The organism is Haloferula chungangensis (genome assembly GCF_042664875.1).
Taxonomy (GTDB): Bacteria; Verrucomicrobiota; Verrucomicrobiia; order Verrucomicrobiales; family Akkermansiaceae; genus Haloferula; species Haloferula chungangensis.
This window is the reverse complement of the sequence record NZ_JBHTBS010000002.1, coordinates 50,330-66,748: the sequence shown is the minus strand read 5'-3', so window position 1 is coordinate 66,748 and position 16,419 is coordinate 50,330. Positions and strand designations below refer to the sequence as shown.

Sequence of the window (16,419 nt, the reverse complement as noted above, 5' to 3'; positions counted from 1 at the left end):
TCCCTACCGATGATCATCCCGCTCGCCGAGGCCGCCACGCTTGAGCTGGCCGGAGGAAAGGCCGTCAACCTCGCCCGCCTGATCTCCGCCGGACTCCCGGTGCCCGGTGGCTTCGTCGTCACCACCGCCGCCTACCGCCAGGCCAGCGGCGATTGCGAGATCCCGGCCGACATCGCCGCGCAGATCCGTGAAGCTTACGAACGCATGGGGTCGCCGATGGTCGCCGCGCGCTCCTCGGCCACCGCCGAAGACATGCCCGATGCCTCGATGGCCGGGCAGTATGAAACCTTCCTCAATCTAACAGGTGCCGACGCACTTCTCGATGCGGTCTCGCGCTGTTGGAAAAGCATGCGCAGCGAACGCCTCCGCGCCTACCTTCGCGAGCAGGGCATCGTGCCCGAAAGCGTCGCGATGGCGGTCGTCGTCCAGGAGCTCGTTCCCGCCGATCTCGCCGGTGTGCTCTTCACCGCCGATCCGCAAACCGGGTCGACCGACGACATGCTCGTCGAAGCCGCCTGGGGTCTCGGCGAAGGCGTCGTCTCCGGCACCGTCCAGCCGGACCGAGTCCGCCTGCGCGCTTCCGACGGCCAGGTGCTGGATTATCACGTCGCCGAAAAACTCACCCGACTCGCCCCCGGCGGACAGGATTTCGAAGAGGTTCCCGAGAACGAAAGGCGTCGCGCCTGCCTTCGTTCGGAAACGCTGCACCGACTCTGGGAACTCGGACGCCAGGCGGAGCGCCACTTCGGCGGACCGCAGGACATCGAGTGGGCGGTGGTCAGTGGCGAGGTCCGGATTCTCCAATCGCGGAATATCACCACGCTGCGCGAAGCCGCACTCCGACACGGTCGACCGGCCGCGATCCGCAAGCAGCTTGAGCAAGCCATCGCGGATGGCCACGGCCCGTGGGTTCGTCACAACATGGACGAAACCCTTCCCAATCCCACGCCTCTAACATGGAGCCTCATCGGCCCCTTCATGTCGGGCGACGGTGGCTTTGGAAAAATGCACCGGCTCGTCGGCTTTGAGCCATCGCCCGCCGTCGCCAATGCCGGTTTCCTCGATCTGATCGGTGGCCGCCTCTACATGGACTGCTCGCGCATGCCCGAGATGTTTGCCGCAGCCTACCCTTTCGCCTACGACCCCGAACTCCTCCGCACCAATCCCGATGCCGCCCAGCAGCCGCCGACTTTGGTCAAAGGCTCACTCAAGGCCCAGGCCGAAGCTGCCAAGCTCGGAGTCAGCGTCACCGATAACCTGCGCAAGCAGGCCGTCGACCTCGACCAGCGTTTCGACAAGGACTTCATCCCCGCCGTCACCGCGTGGTGTGCCGCTCAGGACGCTCGCGATCTCAGCGCGCTCAGTGATGCCGAACTGATCACCTTCTGGGACGCCGCGTGCAGCACCGTGCTTGATGACTTCGGCGTCACCGCGTTCCTGCCAAGCATGATCGAGGCCCTGGCCACGGCCGATCTCCTCGCCTTCCTCGAAGAACATGCGTGGGACGACGACCCGGATTCACTCCTTCATCAACTTGTCGTCGGCCAGTCACCCGACCAGACCTTTCTCTCTAACATCCGTCTTCAGGAGCTCGCTCAAGGAAAGCTCTCGCGTGCGGATTGGCTGAAAGACTTCGGCGATCGCGGCCCCGGCGAATTCGATCTCGCCAGCCCGCGCTGGAACGAACGACCGCAAGACCTTGAAGCTCTATCAGCACGCCTCGCCAACGAGACACCGCTCACCGAGCTTCACGAAAAGCGCCGCAAGGAAGCGGACGAGGCCCTCGAAAACCTGCGAGCCTCGCTTTCCCCCGAACTCGCCGATGAACTCGGCGGCTACGTCGACCTGGCTAGCCGCTACGTGCGCTTCCGCGAAGACGGAAAGCACTACCTGATGCTCGCCTACGCGCGCCTGAGAAAGATCGCCCTCGAATTCGCGCGGCGTCTTGATCTTGGCGGCGAGATCTTTTTCCTCGAAGCCGATGAGATCAGCGAAGCCCTGCTCACCGGATTCGTCCCAATGGATCGCATCGCGCATCGCAAGCACCTGCGAAATGCCGACAAGTCCCTTTCACTTCCTCGAGTCATCGAAGAAAGTGATCTGGCGACGCTCGGCCTCCCCTGCATCGCCTCGGATGCCACCGCGTGGGCGGCCCATCCGCTTTCGCCGGGCACCTCGACCGGTCCGGCGCGCATTGTTCACTCACCGGATAGCGCCGGCGATCTTGGCGATGACTACATCCTCATCTGCCCATCCACCGATCCCTCCTGGACGCCGCTCTTCATCGGCGCTTCCGGGCTGATCCTCGAACGCGGCGGCATGCTGTCCCACGGCGCGATCGTCGCCCGCGAACTCGGACTGCCCTCCGTGGTGCTCGACGACGCCACCCAGCTCTTCAAGGATGGTGAAACCCTCACCCTCGATGCCGTCGGCGGTCGAGTCATCCGTGGTGCCGCCGAAACGGCCTCTAACAACTCGGAGAACACCAGCATCGAACGCGCCCTGCAACCGCCGCCGCCCGGCAAGCGCGAGCGGCAATCGAATCGTCGCGGCCTGATCTTCGCGCTGCTCTGGGCGGTGTTTCTCGCCGCCGTCTGGTTCCTGCCGCCCGCGATCCTCCAGGACCCGATCTTCGGCGCACTCGATGTCATCCTCTGGCCACTCGTCGCCACCATCGGCATGCCCGGCACCGTCGCCGTCATTGCCGGTTTCTTCGCAATTCTGCCGCTCGTCCTGCAAAAATTCTTCACCGACAACGAGCGCCTGATGGCCGCCCGCGACCGCTCGGCGAAACTCCGCAAGCTGGCGCTCGATCTACCAAGCGACAGCCCGCGCCGCGAGGCCATGAACATGCTCGCCGCACCGGTGACCATGCGTGTGCTGAAAGCCGCGATGACCTCGCTCGCCTTTGTCCTCGGCCCGATGATGCTCGTCTTCCTCTGGCTCCCGGCCCGACTCGATCCGGCATCATGGAATGCCGAAACCGGCCAAACCGTCACCGTCCTCGCGGAGGTCAGCGGCGACTGGCAAAGCCCGCTCGAACTTCGCGTCCCGGAGCCCCTGAGCATCGATCCGATCATCCCGGCAACGCAAACGCTGCCACCGATCCGCGAGACCCTCGAGGAGCTCCGCGCCGAATGGTCGCAGGCATCCGACACCAGCGAATACCCCTGGGAAATCCAAGCCGCCTCCGACCATGTCCGCGAAGTCATGCTCGGCAGCCTGAACCGCTACCTCGCCGGCGAAATCCCCGCTCAGAAACTCTCCTGGCGCGTCGTCGTGCCCGAAGGCGCCGAAGGCCATCACCTCGTTTCCCTGCACAGCGATGGCAGTGAATCCGTCCCTCTAACACTTGCTTTTGGAAACGCCAAACCACCCGAACTCGCCGAGACCCTCCCGAGCTCCGGACCCATCAGTCTTCTCAAGGTCGTCTACCCCCGCGCCCTCGTGCAGAACAAGTTCTGGGCTCCCTTCGGCGACTACGACTTCGGCTGGCTCGGCGTCTACCTCCTCGCCTACCTTCCGATCATGATCATCGCGAAAAAGCTGCTGAAGGTGGCGTAAGCCAGCTCCTTCTGGATTTTGCAGCATCGCCCTTTGTCGCTTACTGTTTCAGCACGACGAAGGTATCGGACCAAGATGGATAGGATAGATAGGATGAAGGCAACGAAATCCCATTATCTTGGTGATGATCGTCATGGCTGAACCTCAATTCTAGCCTGAGCTGAGGACCATGACTTCAGAATCCTCCCCACCTGTCCCGCCATAGCCTTGGCGACGGAGGATCCTATCCATCTTGGTCGGAAAAATTTTAGCTGGAGCCGATTCTCTCCCTAACTAGATCGACCTGTCATCGGGAGTCGATTTTCACCGTGGTTTGCTCGCCCTGCCCGATCTAATCGCCGATGCGGGTTGCCAAGCTTCGGCTCTTCTTGCTTTCATCCGCCATGTTCATCGTCCTTGAAGGCATCGACGGCACCGGCAAGTCGACCCAATGCCAGTTGCTCGCAGATTGGTTCCGCGAGCAAGGCCGCGAAGTCGTCACCAGCCGCGAACCCACCGACGGCCCCTGGGGCAGCAAGCTGCGCCAGTCCGCCGCCACCGGCAGGCTCTCGCCCGAAGACGAACTCGACTACTTCCTCAAGGACCGAAGCCAGCACGTCGAAGAACTCATCAAGCCTTCGCTCGAAGCCGGGAAAGTCGTGATCCTCGATCGCTACTACTTCTCGACCATGGCCTACCAAGGTTCCCGTGGATTCGATCCTACTGAGATCCGTCAGAAAAACGAAGCCTTCGCCCCCATCCCCGACCACCTCTTCATCCTCGATCTCGACGTCGACACCGCCCACTCCCGCATCGGAGGCCGCGGCGACAGCGCCAACGAGTTCGAGAAGCGCGATTCCCTCCAGAAATGCCGCGACATCTTCCTCTCCCTAACAGGTGAACCTTTCGTCCACCTGATCGATAGCCACGGCACCCTCGAAGACGTCCAAAAGGCCATCCGCGCGGTGCTCGCGTAAGGAGCAGCGACATTCGTTCGCCGGCCATGTTGTGGCCTGTCCCAGCACATCGACGGAGTTCACGGGCTCTTTTTCCGACGGTCGTGCGAAGCTCTAGCAGAGGACTCCTTGGTTCACCTGCCCTGATACTTCTTAAAATTCTCCGCCTGTTCGAAGATCTCCTTATACACCTCATCCTTATCCACCGGCGGATAACCATGCTTCGCCAGTAGGATGATCAAATCCACCTTCAGCTCGGCCTTGATGTCGGCGCGCTGACTCCAGTCGGTGTATTTCGCCTTGTCGTCGACCACCACCTTCACGTCCTTCGCCAGCGCGATCAGCTTGTCCTCCGGGTATTCGAAGTCGTACTTGTGCGCCAGCGTCTTGAGGATGTCGTAGAAGGACTTCTCTTCGAAATCGATGCCCATCTCGCCGAAGGATTCCTTCTCCTGCTTCAGCGCATGGAAAAGCTCGACGATCTCTCCGGCGAAGTCGTCGAGCACATTGCTGACAAGCACGTCCTGCTCATCCCGCTCGTTATACTTGTTCACCAGCGCCTGGAACTTTTTCGTGAAATCCACGCCCTTGACCTTGTTGACCTTCTTGAAGTCCTCGATCGCCCGCTTGAGCAATTGCTGCAGCAGCTTGATCTTCGTGTTCGGCAGCTTGATCTTCTCGATCTTCGCCAGGTAGTCGTCGCCGAAGATATCGATCTCCGACGCGCCGTCCTCGCCGAGCTTGAAGATCTCTTCGATCCCGTCGCTCTGCAGCGCCTCGGAAATCATCTTGCGCACCTTGGCATTCATCTGCGCGCTGTCCGGCGCATCGCCCTTGGTCAGCTTGGCGACGATGGCCCGCACCGCGAGGTAAAAGTGGATCTGGTCGCGCTCCGTCTCGCTGAAGGCATCGCTGCCGCTGCAGATGTCGTAGGCGGCTTTCAGGCGCTTCACTAAAAACATCACCCGCTTCTCGATCTTGTCGGTCAGCTGCACGAACTCCGCCGCCTTGTTCAGGCAATCAAGCTGCGCGATCGGTGTTCCGCTGAAATAGGGCGTCGTGTCGAACTGGTGGAACACCCGCCCGAGCAGGTCGAGGTGGTCCTTCACCACGATGATCGAGGCCTCGATCTCCTCGATGTTGCTGCTGTCCGCTTTGGAATACTGCGCCAGCGCCATGTTCATCTGCTTCTTGATGCCGATGTAGTCGACGACGAGCCCCTTCTTCTTGTTCTCAAACTTCCGGTTCACCCGCGAGATCGTCTGGATCAGGTTGTGACGCTGGATCGGCTTGTCGATGTAGATGGTATCGAGAAAGGGAACGTCGAATCCCGTCAGCCACATGTCCACCACGATCGCGATCTTGAAGTTGGACTCCGCCTTCTTGAACTGGGTATCAAACTTCTTCCGCTCGTCCTTGTTGCCTAGCAGATTGTAGAGCGTCTTCTCGTCGTCCTTGCCGCGCGTCATCACCATCTTGATGCGCTCCATCGGCAGAATCTCCTTCTTCGCTTTCTCGCTCAGCTCCACGCCCTCGGCACAGACCCGCACTTCCGCCCACTCCGGGCGCAGCTTGATGACCTGTTTGTAGAAGTCATAAGCAATCTGACGGCTGCTGCTCACGAACATCGCCTTGCCCGCCACCGTCGATCCCTCGCTGACGCGCTTCTCGTAGTGCTCCACGAAATCCGCCGCCAGCGCTTCGATGCGCTGCGGGTCGCCGAGGATCGCGCCCATGTTGGCCATCGTCTTCTTGCTGTCTTCAATGGCATACTCGCTCGCGCCGGCCTCGGCGCATTCGTCGTAGTATTTCTCGATCTCCTCCAGCTTGCTGTTGTCCAGGATCACCTTCGCCGCCCGGCCTTCGTAAACGATCGGCACGGTGATTTCGTCCGCCACCGATTCGGTCATCGTGTAGCTATCCACCACCTCGCCGAAGACATCCAGCGTCGCATCGATCGGCGTGCCGGTGAAGCCGACGTAGGTCGCGTTCGGCAGCGAGTCGTGCAGGTACTTGGCGAAGCCAAAACTCCGCTTCACCCCGTCCTCCGTGATCTTGAGCTTCTGATCCAGATTCACTTGGCTGCGGTGTGCCTCGTCCGAGATGCAGATCAAATTTGCGCGCTCGGTCAGCAGCTCGGTGTCCTCAGTGAACTTGTGGATCGTCGTCAGGAACACCCCACCGCTCGTCCGCCCTTTCAGCAGCGCCCGCAAGTGCTCACGGCTTTCCACGCTGATCACCGACTCATCGCCGATGAAGCCCTTGGCATTGGTGAACGTCCCCGAGAGCTGGTCATCCAGATCCGTGCGATCCGTGATCAGCACGATCGTCGGGCTCGCAAGATCCACGCTCTTCATCAGCAGCCGCGCCAGGAAAAGCATCGTGTAGCTCTTGCCGCAACCCGTCGCGCCGAAGTAGGTGCCGCCCTTGCCATCGCCATCCGGCTTCATGTGCCGCAGGATGTTCCGATACAGCTTCGTCGCAGCGTAATACTGCGGGTAGCGGCAGAGGATCTTCTCCTCCTTGCGCGAAACGTCCGGCAGGTAGACGAAGTTCCGGATCACATCGATCAGACGCGTCTTCTGGAACATCCCCCGGATCATCGAGTAGAGCGAATTGATCCCGTCCACCTCGACCAACTCACTGCCATCCGTCTTCCGCCACGCGTAGTAGAACTCATAGGGCGCGAAGAACGATCCCGCCTTGTTGTTCACTCCGTCGCTGATCACGCAGAAGGCGTTGTATTTGAAAAGCTCCGGGATATCCCGCTCGTAGCGCACCCTCAACTGCGTGTAGGCATCGTAGATCGTCGCATCCTCACGGATCGCGCTCTTGAACTCGAACACCACCAGCGGCAGCCCGTTGATGTAAAGAATCCCATCCGGAATCCGCTTCTCGAAGCCGATGATCTCCAGCTGATTGACGATCTTGAAAATGTTCAGGGAGGACGTCGCTCCCCCCGCGTCGTAATCCTTCTCATCCTCCGCCACGATCGTCGGCACCTCTCCCGCCTTCGGCTCGCGGAACGCCACCAACTCCGAGTAATCGATCAACTGAACGTAGAGATCCTTCTGCGTGTGGTCCTCCCGCTTCAGCAAAAAGCCATCGGCGACCAGCTTCATGATCTGCTTGTTGCTCTCGTAAAGATCCGCCGCCGGGTAGGCCTCCAGCCTTTTCACCACCGCCTCGATCTCCACCGGCGTGATTCCATCCGCTGCGTAGCGCTTCGCCAGGAATGCCCGCAGGTCCTCCTTGATCAGAACTCCTGGGAGGGATGGAGCTCCAGCTCCGTCCTTGGTCGAGGAAACGCAGCTGGAGCTACGTTCTCCCAGCGCCTCGCCCAGCACATGCGGATAGCCCTCGGCTCCGAGGAGTTCGATGATCGCGGCTTCAAGTTGGGCTTCGGTGAATTTCATGAATCGCTTGAGGGTGATTCCCAACGCCCCTTCGGTGTCCAGACAAGCTCGGAAACCACTTGTTTAAGGACGGGAAGAAGGAACTTCGAGATGTCTGCGATGACCATAGATAGATCGATAAGTGGCAATTTTCCTTTTCGGACGAAGGCAGACCACTGCTCGACCTTTTGAGCATCGCAGCTGAACTCGGTGGTGAAACACATCGGACTCTCACTCGGGAGAGGGGTCGAGCGTCGAGAGAATGTGTTGATCACTGCTTCGGTAAGAGTGCTTCCATCGAAGCCGTGATGGGATTGCAGCCAATGCAGATCGTAAAAGTCCTTCATGCGGCTGTTGTTGATCCCGAGCGCCACCGCCGCCTCAAGCTTCTCGGCGACCACGGTCTCCATCGGATAGGTGGAAAGAGGCACTTCCTGATAGTCGAGGACCGCCTGCCACTTCTGGGTTCGTACTTCGGGGGTAATGATGTCTCCAAAGCCGATGTCAAACTGCAGGGGGATTCTCACTCTTCCGAGCTGGCAAGTGATCAGCACCCGCACGCCGCCGTAGCTGTTCTCATCGCGAATTGCCGCCGCACGGATATCCTCCCACTGAAGGGCGTCGTCCTTCTCCGGCGTAAGCTGGCAGATCTCAGTGAAAATCTCTTTCAGCGCTTCGGGATCATGATCGCCAAAACTGAGGAAATCGGCATCCCGGGTCGGGCGGTGTCCCTCTTCGTTCAAAAAACGAAACAGCTGGGCCCCTTTGAGGACAAAGCGATCCGCGTAGTCACTCTGAGCCAGGCGCGCAAAAAAGCGACTGAGGGCAAATTGCTCCAGCAGCGAGGCATAATGAATGCCCCTTCGGCGCCCCTCGTTCTTGAGTCGGTCCTGGAGTGAGGCGACGAGATTCATGGTTCAGACGAGAGCATCGAGGTAGGGACGGATCACGCTAGCGACCCGCTGAATTCTGGCAAAGTCCATCACTTCAACGGGCTTCAGACCTCGTTGCAGAACATCCTTGAGTGCTTCCAGGCAGACATCGAGACCGACCCGGTTCCGGTATTTGAAACAATCGACCACCGTACGCGCCGGATTGGTCATCCGGACGGGAATGTCATTGAGAGTATGGATATCGACTCCCGCCGAAAGGGAAGCGGCCACGCTACTGCGAACCACTTCGAGCGGTGGATAGTCGATCCTTGGAGTCACCGCATTCTGCTTCAGGAGAATCCAAACCGCATGGGGCTGTTGGGTTCCGATCTGATGAAACTGCAGCGCGGAAAGAAGCGTGATCACAGCTTGAGGAACCCGAGCCGCCACTTCGGAGAGGCTCAGGTTCTCGTCGAGCTCCGCCTCGGGATGGTGGTAAACTCCTCGCGACAGCCGGATTAGCTCACCCGCCTTCACCGCCTGCGAGATCACCGTGCTGCTGATCCCGGCCTCACGCAGCCGCTCCTCACGCAGTAGGCGTGACTCCACCGCAAGGCGGAGGAGCTGGGATCGTTGGTTTTCCATATTTCAGTAACCTGCCCGTAAGTTACTTGTTTTTAGAAATCCTGGCGAGCTTGGAGTTTGCCGCCGGTCGATCCGGTCTTGGAATACACCCGGGCCCCCTGGTTGCCGAAAGTCCGCGCAGAGGACTTGTTTCCAACGCCTTGCATACCCAGCGATCAAAATATTCTTCACAAGTTGAAGGGGCTTTTTGTGAAAGAATGACGGTTGATTGGAGCGACCTCAAAGTCGACTTCCTGCGGCTGGCGCCCTGTCGCGCCGTCAGGCGGGTCAATCGCCTCACCCAACACGTGCGGGTAGCCCTCGGCTTCGAGAAACTCGATGATGGCAGATTCGAGTTGGGCTTCGGTGAATTTCATACTTGGTCAATTAGGAATCACCACCGACATGGGGTTCTACATATCCGAGAAAATCGCTCTGAGCGTTTCTGTTCGTCCTCCAGGCTCCTTGGTGCCCGTCCGGTCGTTCACGATAGGCACTTGTTGTCACAACCAGCTGCTCCTTCGCCCGAGAAATGGCGACGAAATATGCGCAGCTAGCCGCTTCTTGATCACCCCAAAAGGTTTCTTTCTCAACGCCCTGAACCACAACAGTGTGGAACTCGAGTCCCTTACACTTGTGAATCGTGAGAATTCTTACTGCGTTGATCTCCGAAAGACCCTTTAGCGCTTGAACGCATTCTTGAGGGGGATCAAAGCAATCTTTGATTTGGTCCTTAGTCGAATTGACTAGGGCTTCGAAGCGAGCTTTGTCCTCGTAGTCTACTGAGAGACTTGTAACACCTTCGTCTCCCAGTTTGTGAAGCAGAGCTTCTACGGAGAGCCAAGCAGCATCAAAATCACCCGATCCATTGAGCACTACCTTCTGAGCTTGGATGAATTGATTCCAGTCCCGAGCCCTAAAGTCGTCGGTGTCGTCAAACTCTTCGGGAGAAAGGGCTGAAGTCAGGCGCTCCCACGAATCAGACTCACCAGAGCCAAGTAAAACTATCAAATAGTCGACGGCGATTTTGAAAATTGGTTCACAGACGAGATCCTGTGTCTCCTGCTCATTTCGAAAGGGAATTCCTTGTTCGGTAAGCCGAGCCATCAAAGAAGCAGCATACAAATGAGGCTGCATCTTGCAGAGAACGGCAATTTCCTTGAGAGGGATTCCGGATTCGCGCCAAGTGATTATTGACTCAGTGATCCACCTGGCCTCTTCATCGTCGTTCTCAAACTCTTGGATGGAGACGATACCTTCATCCCCTTGAAGCGCTTCATCATCAATAGCCGCTTCAGTATCCATGTCCTTAACCATGCTGTTGTGGACACGCCGAATTCGTGGGAGTGACCTGAAGTTCTGATACAGGTTTAGCGGTGTTGCTTTGAATTCTTTCTCGAACTCCAGAAAAATTCCTTCAAGAGCACCAGCCCACCCCATGATAGTTTGCTTTGTGTCTCCAACTGCGACTAATCTAACTTGGTGCCCAAGAAAAGCATGTCGTATCAGTTCAAATTGTGCATCTGTGCAGTCTTGAAATTCATCAAGAAAGACATCGGTGTATGTCTGGCGGATTGAGTTTCTTGCCACAGGGCAGTTTCTCACGATTTCGTTAGCAAGGGGAACTAGGTCTTCAAGTTTGATTTGAGTGCGAGGTGCTCGGTAGTCACGATCGATCGTGTAGTTCTCATCCAACGCGTCGTCTCCCGATAGAAATGGCCTAAAAATATCGATTAGACGTTTTGAGAAGGCATGGAATGTGTAGCTATCCAATCTTGATGAAAGTTCTCTTCCGCAGCGCTTGGTGACTCGGTCCTTAAGATTCTCGCTCGCATCTTTCTTGAATGAAATCGCCAGTATTCGCTTGGGGAAATTGCAGGTGTTCGTGCGAAGGAGAAAGTCTGCGCGCTGGGCCAGCATTTCCGTTTTGCCCGCTCCAGGACCAGCAGTGAGAGCAATGCTCCCGCTCTGAGCAGTAGCAGTCGTGAATGCGTTCGGCTCGAGTTCGAGTCCTCCGGACGGCACCCAATTGGAGGTCTCGATCATTCGTAAACCTCCTCTAGCTGTTTGCGAATGCTCTCAATCAGACGGCCATATTCCTCGGGCAAATCCTCAACGATTGTTTTCAGATCCAGATTTGATAGAGCGCTAATGTGAGCGGCTGGCTTGCTACCTACCTTAAATAACTCGTGGTAGGGCTCGAAGAGTAGTTTGTCCTCAGCGCTATACCATTCATTGTAAATATGGGCTTTTCCTAAAACTGATTTGCAAGTTGTATCATCCGGTTCAGACAAGGTCGACTTATCAATTCCGTAAGCCTCGGGGAAGCTCCGTATCATCGTGAAGTCGAGATCTAGTGGCTGCGAATAGAAAATGTTATTCTTCGCCATATGATCGAGCCACGACTTCTCAGTCGCTCCTCCGTTTAGAATGTTGCCCGCATTCCATTTGGTAAGTTTATTGGTGTCGTCGATCCCGGGGTTCTTTCCAATTGCGGCTAGTTGGTCAGCAGCATACTTGATTCGACCCCAGCCTCCTTGGTGTCGGCAAAGGTCTAGGTCGAGCAATGTAGCATGGGGTATTTCGAGATCGTTAAGCAGCTTCCACATGTAATTCACGTGGCGGCCTCCTAACTGCGCGATTGTAATCCCATTCTCATCCAGTGGCAGCCCGGCTGCCGCAAACACCTTCGGTAACACAATCGCTTCGCTTGCGCCTTCGCCCAAGACGACGAATCGCCCAAAATAGACCTCAGGATTGGATAGAATCCCCTCTCTAATATACTTGTAGGCATCAAGCTCCGATTCAGGCGGCAGGCTAATCTCTTTGACTGCTGTGATCCTGTTTTCGCCAAGCCGTGTGTGCCTAATGCGCTCTGGCGGCACTCGGTGCAGCATGGATGGCGAGTGAGTGGTGATGACGGCCTGAGCGTCCGGTTTTTTCGAGACGTCCGCGAGCAGCGCGTTAATCCTCCCCAAGTAGTGAGGCGATAAGCTGTTCTCAGGCTCCTCGACGGCGATGAGTGAGAAGACTGGCGGATTCAGCTTTTGGATGTCGATCGTTTGGGTGCCTTCTCGTTGTGCGGCGATTGCAGAGCGACTTACCTCAATGAAGGAGGCTACGAGCGAGAGATACAGGAGTGATTTTTGGCCATCGCTTAAGAGCGAGTAATCCACCTCATTCGACGCATGTGCTGGGTTGAATTCAATCGAAACGTGATTTCGGATTTTCTCAAGAGTTTCTAAACCAAAAACAAAATTTGCGTCTTTGAAATGGGAACCTTTATGGAGCTTCTTCCATCCAGACGAGAGTTGAGTGTTGGCGGTGCCTAAACCAACATTTTTGGTAATGAGCTCCTTGATGCTCTTTGCTATTCCGTCGAATTCAGCGTCTTCCTTGCTCCAATCAATTGCCCGAATGATTCGACCCAACAATGAGGTGGTGCTTACTTGAATTTGGTCATTTGGATCACGCTTAGCAGGGATGTAGTGGACCGAAATGTAGTTGCGCTCTGAGCGAGAGACCCGTTTCAATTTCTGGTCTCCATTTACCTCTTTGCCAACTACGTAGAAAAAACTCTCTTCAATATCCCCGTCGACTCCCATCGTAGCTTCAAGGCGATACCTGATTAGAACCTCGCCGTCCTCCTGAAGCCTCATGTTGTTGAAGCAAAGAGGCAAAGTATTGGATTCTGCAGAATCGTCAGTCGCTTCCGGAAGAGCGAAATCTGCCTCGATGAAGAGACTCCTTTCTTCCGGTTCGTCGGTTTCGTCGTATGGAACGTGGAAATCGTCTCGCCGTAGTTTCCGAAGTGCAGGCGCATTCGCAAACATCCTCGCCAACGCCTCTAGAATTGCGGTTTTCCCCGATCCATTTGGGCCAATAATGATCGTAGCCGAGTCAACGAAGGTGACTCGTGTCGGTGTTTCACCGAAGCACTTGAAGTTCGAAATCCTTAGTTCCTTTAGGTTCATGAATCGTGGGACGTGGTTGGCTGGAGCCCCCCTGAAATGAGCTTTGGGAGGAGCGTGTTGCGGAGTTTGGTGAGCGTCTTGGTGGCGATGCGGTTCTCGTAAGCTCGTGAATAGATCGATGAAACAGCCGCGTTAAACTGTTCCAGCACAGACGTCGTCGGCCTGAAGACCATGAGTCGCTTCATGTCTCCAGCTGTGAAGTGTCCAAGGCCTGTAGTTTGCTTGTCCCTGGCGATCTCAGCGAAAGTTGAGCGGAGAAATTTGAGTTGGTAGTAGACGAAGTGACGCTCGGACTCGTCGTGGAGACGGACATTGAAGATGTGCTGGTTTAGATAGCCTGGTCCGTCTGTCCAAATGAACGTGTCGATGGAGGTGTCCGGGTTGCCTGACCAAGAAAGCAGGATGTCACCATCTACGACTCTGTATTTATCGCCCTTGTTGATGGTGGTGAATTTGGTTTGACCTGTGATTCCCGCTTTCACCTCCGCAATTTTGATCACTGGTAAAGCATCCTCAGCGTCAGAGAAGTCTGCTCCCTTGTAAGCAGCTCCGTTGACGAAGTCCGCGATGTCGTAGAGAGGCTGTGTTTCCCAGCCTTCTGGAATCCAACCCATCTCCTCGGTGAATTCGAACGCGGCGGGGAAGAGGGATTTGGGATCAGACAGGGTTGGGTGGTCGACGGAACCCTGTTGGCTGGTGCCCATGGAGAGGGCTTTCTTGCGGACTTCGGCGCGGGGGGCTAGTTCGTCGGGGATGGGATTGCCGGCGGCGAGGGCATTGTCGATCACCGGGTCAAAGTCCACAAACCAGCTTTTGAAGAGCGCCTGCGCCATCCCTTCCAGCGTCGCATTCATCCGCCGATTCAACTCAATCTTGTCATCCAAGGTTCTAAGAACATCGATTATTCTCTGCTGTTCTTTCAGAGGGAGGCACGGAATTTGAACAGCTTGGATTCTATCAGTGGGAAGAACTCCTGTTCCATGGCCTGCTTCCCCAACCAAGTCTAAGATTTCAGCGGTTCTTCCTCTAATTGCATAGGCAAGGAAGTGAGGGAGAATTTCATCGTTTGCGACGAGAGCCTTAAGATCTTGGTTGAAAGTCACGGGGCGAGTTGTGATTCCTATCCGGAATTCACTTTTAAGACTCATCCCTCTGACGACGAATAGGATCGTGTCCTTAGGGACTAACTTGGTGCCGTTTCGGGATCCTTCTTCTGTAACTTTGTCTTCAGAGTCAGAAACAAAGAAGTCTTTGAGACTTTTCGCGCTAATCCAAGGAATGTCACCACCCCAGTATTCGGCAGTTCCTTTACGTGGGGTCCCGCCTGAGTACCATGTAGCACAGTCTTTTAGGTCTTTTGTTTTCCATTCACTTCCCATACCCCAAGCCCTCCAAGTTTTTCCGAATCACTTCATCCAGCTTTGCTGACTCCTCCATCTGCGCGTAAAGCGTCTGGCTCATCTCGGTCATCTTGGTCTCAAAGGGAATGCCATCATCCTCCAAGGCGGCCGCGCCAACATACCGCCCCGGCGTGAGCACGTAGTCGTGCTTGCGGATGTCCTCGAGCGTGGCGGATTTGCAGTAGCCGGCCTCGTCTTCGTAAACGCCGTCTTTCTTTTCACCGCGCCAGGCGTGGTAGGTTCTGGCGATGCCTGCGATCTCTTCGGCACCAAGCTCCCGTTGAGTGGTGCTGATCATGGAGCCAATCTTGCGAGCATCGATGAAGAGTGTCTCGCCTTCGCGGTTGCGGTAACCGCGTTCGCTGTCGGCCTTTTTGTTTTTGGTCAGGAACCAGAGGCAGACGGGGATCCCGGTGGTGTAGAAGAGCTTTTCTGGCAGAGCGATCATGCAGTCGACGAGGTCGTTCTCGACGAGCTTTTGGCGGATCTCGCCTTCGCCCTTGGTGTTGGTCGACATGGAGCCGTTGGCGAGGACGAAGCCGGCGACGCCGTTTTCGGAGAGTTTGGAGACCATGTGGAGAATCCAGGCGTAGTTGGCATTGCCGGTGGGCGGGGTCTCATAGCCGTTCCAGCGTCCGTCGTGGACGAGTTCGTCGGGGCCGCGCCAGTCCTTCAGGTTGAAGGGGGGATTGGCCATGATGTAGTCGGCCTTGAGGTCGGGGTGCTGGTCCTTGAAGAAGGTGTCGGCGGGAACGGCACCGAGGTTGGCGGAGAGCCCGCGCACGGCGAGGTTCATCTTGGCCAGCTTGTAGGTGGTGGCGGTGAACTCCTGCCCGTAAACCGAGATGTCGCGGGTGTTGCCGTGGTGGCTTTCCACGAACTTGAGCGACTGCACGAACATGCCGCCCGAGCCGCAGCAGGGGTCGTAGATCTTGCCTTTGTAGGGCTCGATCATTTCGGCGATCAGATTGACCACGCACTTCGGGGTGTAGAACTCGCCCCCCAGCTTGCCCTCGGAGGCGGCGAACTTGCCGAGGAAGTATTCATAGACCCGGCCGACGGTGTCCTCTTCCTTGTCCTCGACGGTGTCGATGTTGTTGATGGCATCGATGAGGGCGGCGAGCTTGCTGCCATCCAGCCCGAGGCGGGAGAAGTAGTTGTCGGGCAAGGCGCCCTTGAGCGAGGCATTGCTCTTCTCGACCGCGGTGAGGGCGGAGTCGATCTTGATCGCGATGTCGCCCTGCTTGGCATGCTGCTGGATGTAGGACCAGCGGGAGGTCTCCGGCAGGTAGAAGACGTTCTTCATGGTGTAGAACTCGACCATGTCGACGTAGTCCTCCTTCCCCTCCGCGACCAGCTCGGCCCGGCGCTCCTCGAACTTGTCGGAGACGAACTTGAGGAAGATCAGCGAGAGCACGACGTGCTTGTATTCCGCCGACTCGACGCTGCCGCGGAGCTTGGTGGCGGTTTCCCAGAGGGATTCCTCGAAAGATTTGGCGGGCTTGGCAGCGGCCTTTCTGGCCGATTTCTTTTTAGCGGGCATGTGGGGGTGGAGAGGAGGAAAGGAAATCTCAGGAATGATGCGGGGGAGCCTGGGACAAGCCGGGGGGCCGGTTAGATTCCCTTGAATGTTCCGATAGTTAATGGACCCAAGT

Annotated in this window: 10 protein-coding genes; 2 read left to right on the top strand and 8 right to left on the bottom strand. The window is 57.0% G+C overall.

From position 1 onward, the window contains the following. The first annotated feature begins 9 nt into the window (after positions 1-9). Positions 10-3,564, top strand: coding sequence for a PEP/pyruvate-binding domain-containing protein (locus ACFQY0_RS04260; RefSeq protein ID WP_379709498.1), 3,555 nt, complete (start codon positions 10-12; stop codon positions 3,562-3,564). A 383-nt stretch (positions 3,565-3,947) separates the two neighbouring features. Next, positions 3,948-4,520 (top strand): dTMP kinase, encoded by a 573-nt coding sequence (tmk, locus tag ACFQY0_RS04255; protein ID WP_379709495.1) that lies wholly within the window; start codon positions 3,948-3,950, stop codon positions 4,518-4,520. 113 nt (positions 4,521-4,633) lie between these two features. Here the strand turns inward: tmk and ACFQY0_RS04250 are convergent, their stop codons facing one another. From ACFQY0_RS04250 to ACFQY0_RS04215, 8 genes are all read right to left on the bottom strand, one after another. Continuing rightward, positions 4,634-7,915: a type I restriction endonuclease subunit R gene (locus ACFQY0_RS04250; RefSeq protein WP_379709492.1), complete on the bottom strand. Its 3,282-nt coding sequence runs from the start codon at positions 7,913-7,915 to the stop codon at positions 4,634-4,636. Continuing rightward, entirely contained in the window at positions 7,912-8,808 is an 897-nt protein-coding gene (locus ACFQY0_RS04245) for a nucleotidyl transferase AbiEii/AbiGii toxin family protein (RefSeq protein WP_379709490.1), read from the bottom strand. The genes ACFQY0_RS04250 and ACFQY0_RS04245 overlap by 4 nt, the downstream gene beginning before the upstream one ends. A gap of 3 nt (positions 8,809-8,811) precedes the next feature. Continuing rightward, entirely contained in the window at positions 8,812-9,411 is a 600-nt protein-coding gene (locus tag ACFQY0_RS04240; protein WP_379709487.1) for a type IV toxin-antitoxin system AbiEi family antitoxin domain-containing protein, read from the bottom strand. Between the two features lie 167 nt (positions 9,412-9,578). Further along, complete coding sequence (locus ACFQY0_RS04235; protein ID WP_379709485.1) at positions 9,579-9,767, bottom strand: hypothetical protein; 189 nt, start codon at positions 9,765-9,767, stop codon at positions 9,579-9,581. A gap of 10 nt (positions 9,768-9,777) precedes the next feature. Beyond that, entirely contained in the window at positions 9,778-11,436 is a 1,659-nt protein-coding gene (locus ACFQY0_RS04230) for a UvrD-helicase domain-containing protein (RefSeq protein WP_379709482.1), read from the bottom strand. Further along, complete coding sequence (locus ACFQY0_RS04225) at positions 11,433-13,364, bottom strand: ATP-dependent nuclease (protein WP_379709480.1); 1,932 nt, start codon at positions 13,362-13,364, stop codon at positions 11,433-11,435. The genes ACFQY0_RS04230 and ACFQY0_RS04225 overlap by 4 nt, the downstream gene beginning before the upstream one ends. Further along, positions 13,361-14,743 (bottom strand): restriction endonuclease subunit S, encoded by a 1,383-nt coding sequence (locus tag ACFQY0_RS04220; protein ID WP_379709477.1) that lies wholly within the window; start codon positions 14,741-14,743, stop codon positions 13,361-13,363. The genes ACFQY0_RS04225 and ACFQY0_RS04220 overlap by 4 nt, the downstream gene beginning before the upstream one ends. Further along, positions 14,733-16,307, bottom strand: a complete 1,575-nt coding sequence (locus tag ACFQY0_RS04215; RefSeq protein WP_379709475.1) for a type I restriction-modification system subunit M — start codon at positions 16,305-16,307, stop codon at positions 14,733-14,735. Before ACFQY0_RS04215 ends, ACFQY0_RS04220 begins: the two co-directional genes overlap by 11 nt. Between the last annotated feature and the right edge of the window lie 112 nt (positions 16,308-16,419).

Excerpts from the sequence above, each read along its gene's own strand:
- ACFQY0_RS04260 (WP_379709498.1), top strand. The coding sequence starts at position 10 with ATGATCATCCCGCTCGCCGAGGCCGCCACGCTTGAGCTGGCCGGAGGA.
- tmk (WP_379709495.1), top strand. The coding sequence starts at position 3,948 with ATGTTCATCGTCCTTGAAGGCATCGACGGCACCGGCAAGTCGACCCAA.
- ACFQY0_RS04250 (WP_379709492.1), bottom strand. The coding sequence starts at position 7,915 with ATGAAATTCACCGAAGCCCAACTTGAAGCCGCGATCATCGAACTCCTC.
- ACFQY0_RS04245 (WP_379709490.1), bottom strand. The coding sequence starts at position 8,808 with ATGAATCTCGTCGCCTCACTCCAGGACCGACTCAAGAACGAGGGGCGC.
- ACFQY0_RS04240 (WP_379709487.1), bottom strand. The coding sequence starts at position 9,411 with ATGGAAAACCAACGATCCCAGCTCCTCCGCCTTGCGGTGGAGTCACGC.
- ACFQY0_RS04235 (WP_379709485.1), bottom strand. The coding sequence starts at position 9,767 with ATGAAATTCACCGAAGCCCAACTCGAATCTGCCATCATCGAGTTTCTC.
- ACFQY0_RS04230 (WP_379709482.1), bottom strand. The coding sequence starts at position 11,436 with ATGATCGAGACCTCCAATTGGGTGCCGTCCGGAGGACTCGAACTCGAG.
- ACFQY0_RS04225 (WP_379709480.1), bottom strand. The coding sequence starts at position 13,364 with ATGAACCTAAAGGAACTAAGGATTTCGAACTTCAAGTGCTTCGGTGAA.
- ACFQY0_RS04220 (WP_379709477.1), bottom strand. The coding sequence starts at position 14,743 with ATGGGAAGTGAATGGAAAACAAAAGACCTAAAAGACTGTGCTACATGG.
- ACFQY0_RS04215 (WP_379709475.1), bottom strand. The coding sequence starts at position 16,307 with ATGCCCGCTAAAAAGAAATCGGCCAGAAAGGCCGCTGCCAAGCCCGCC.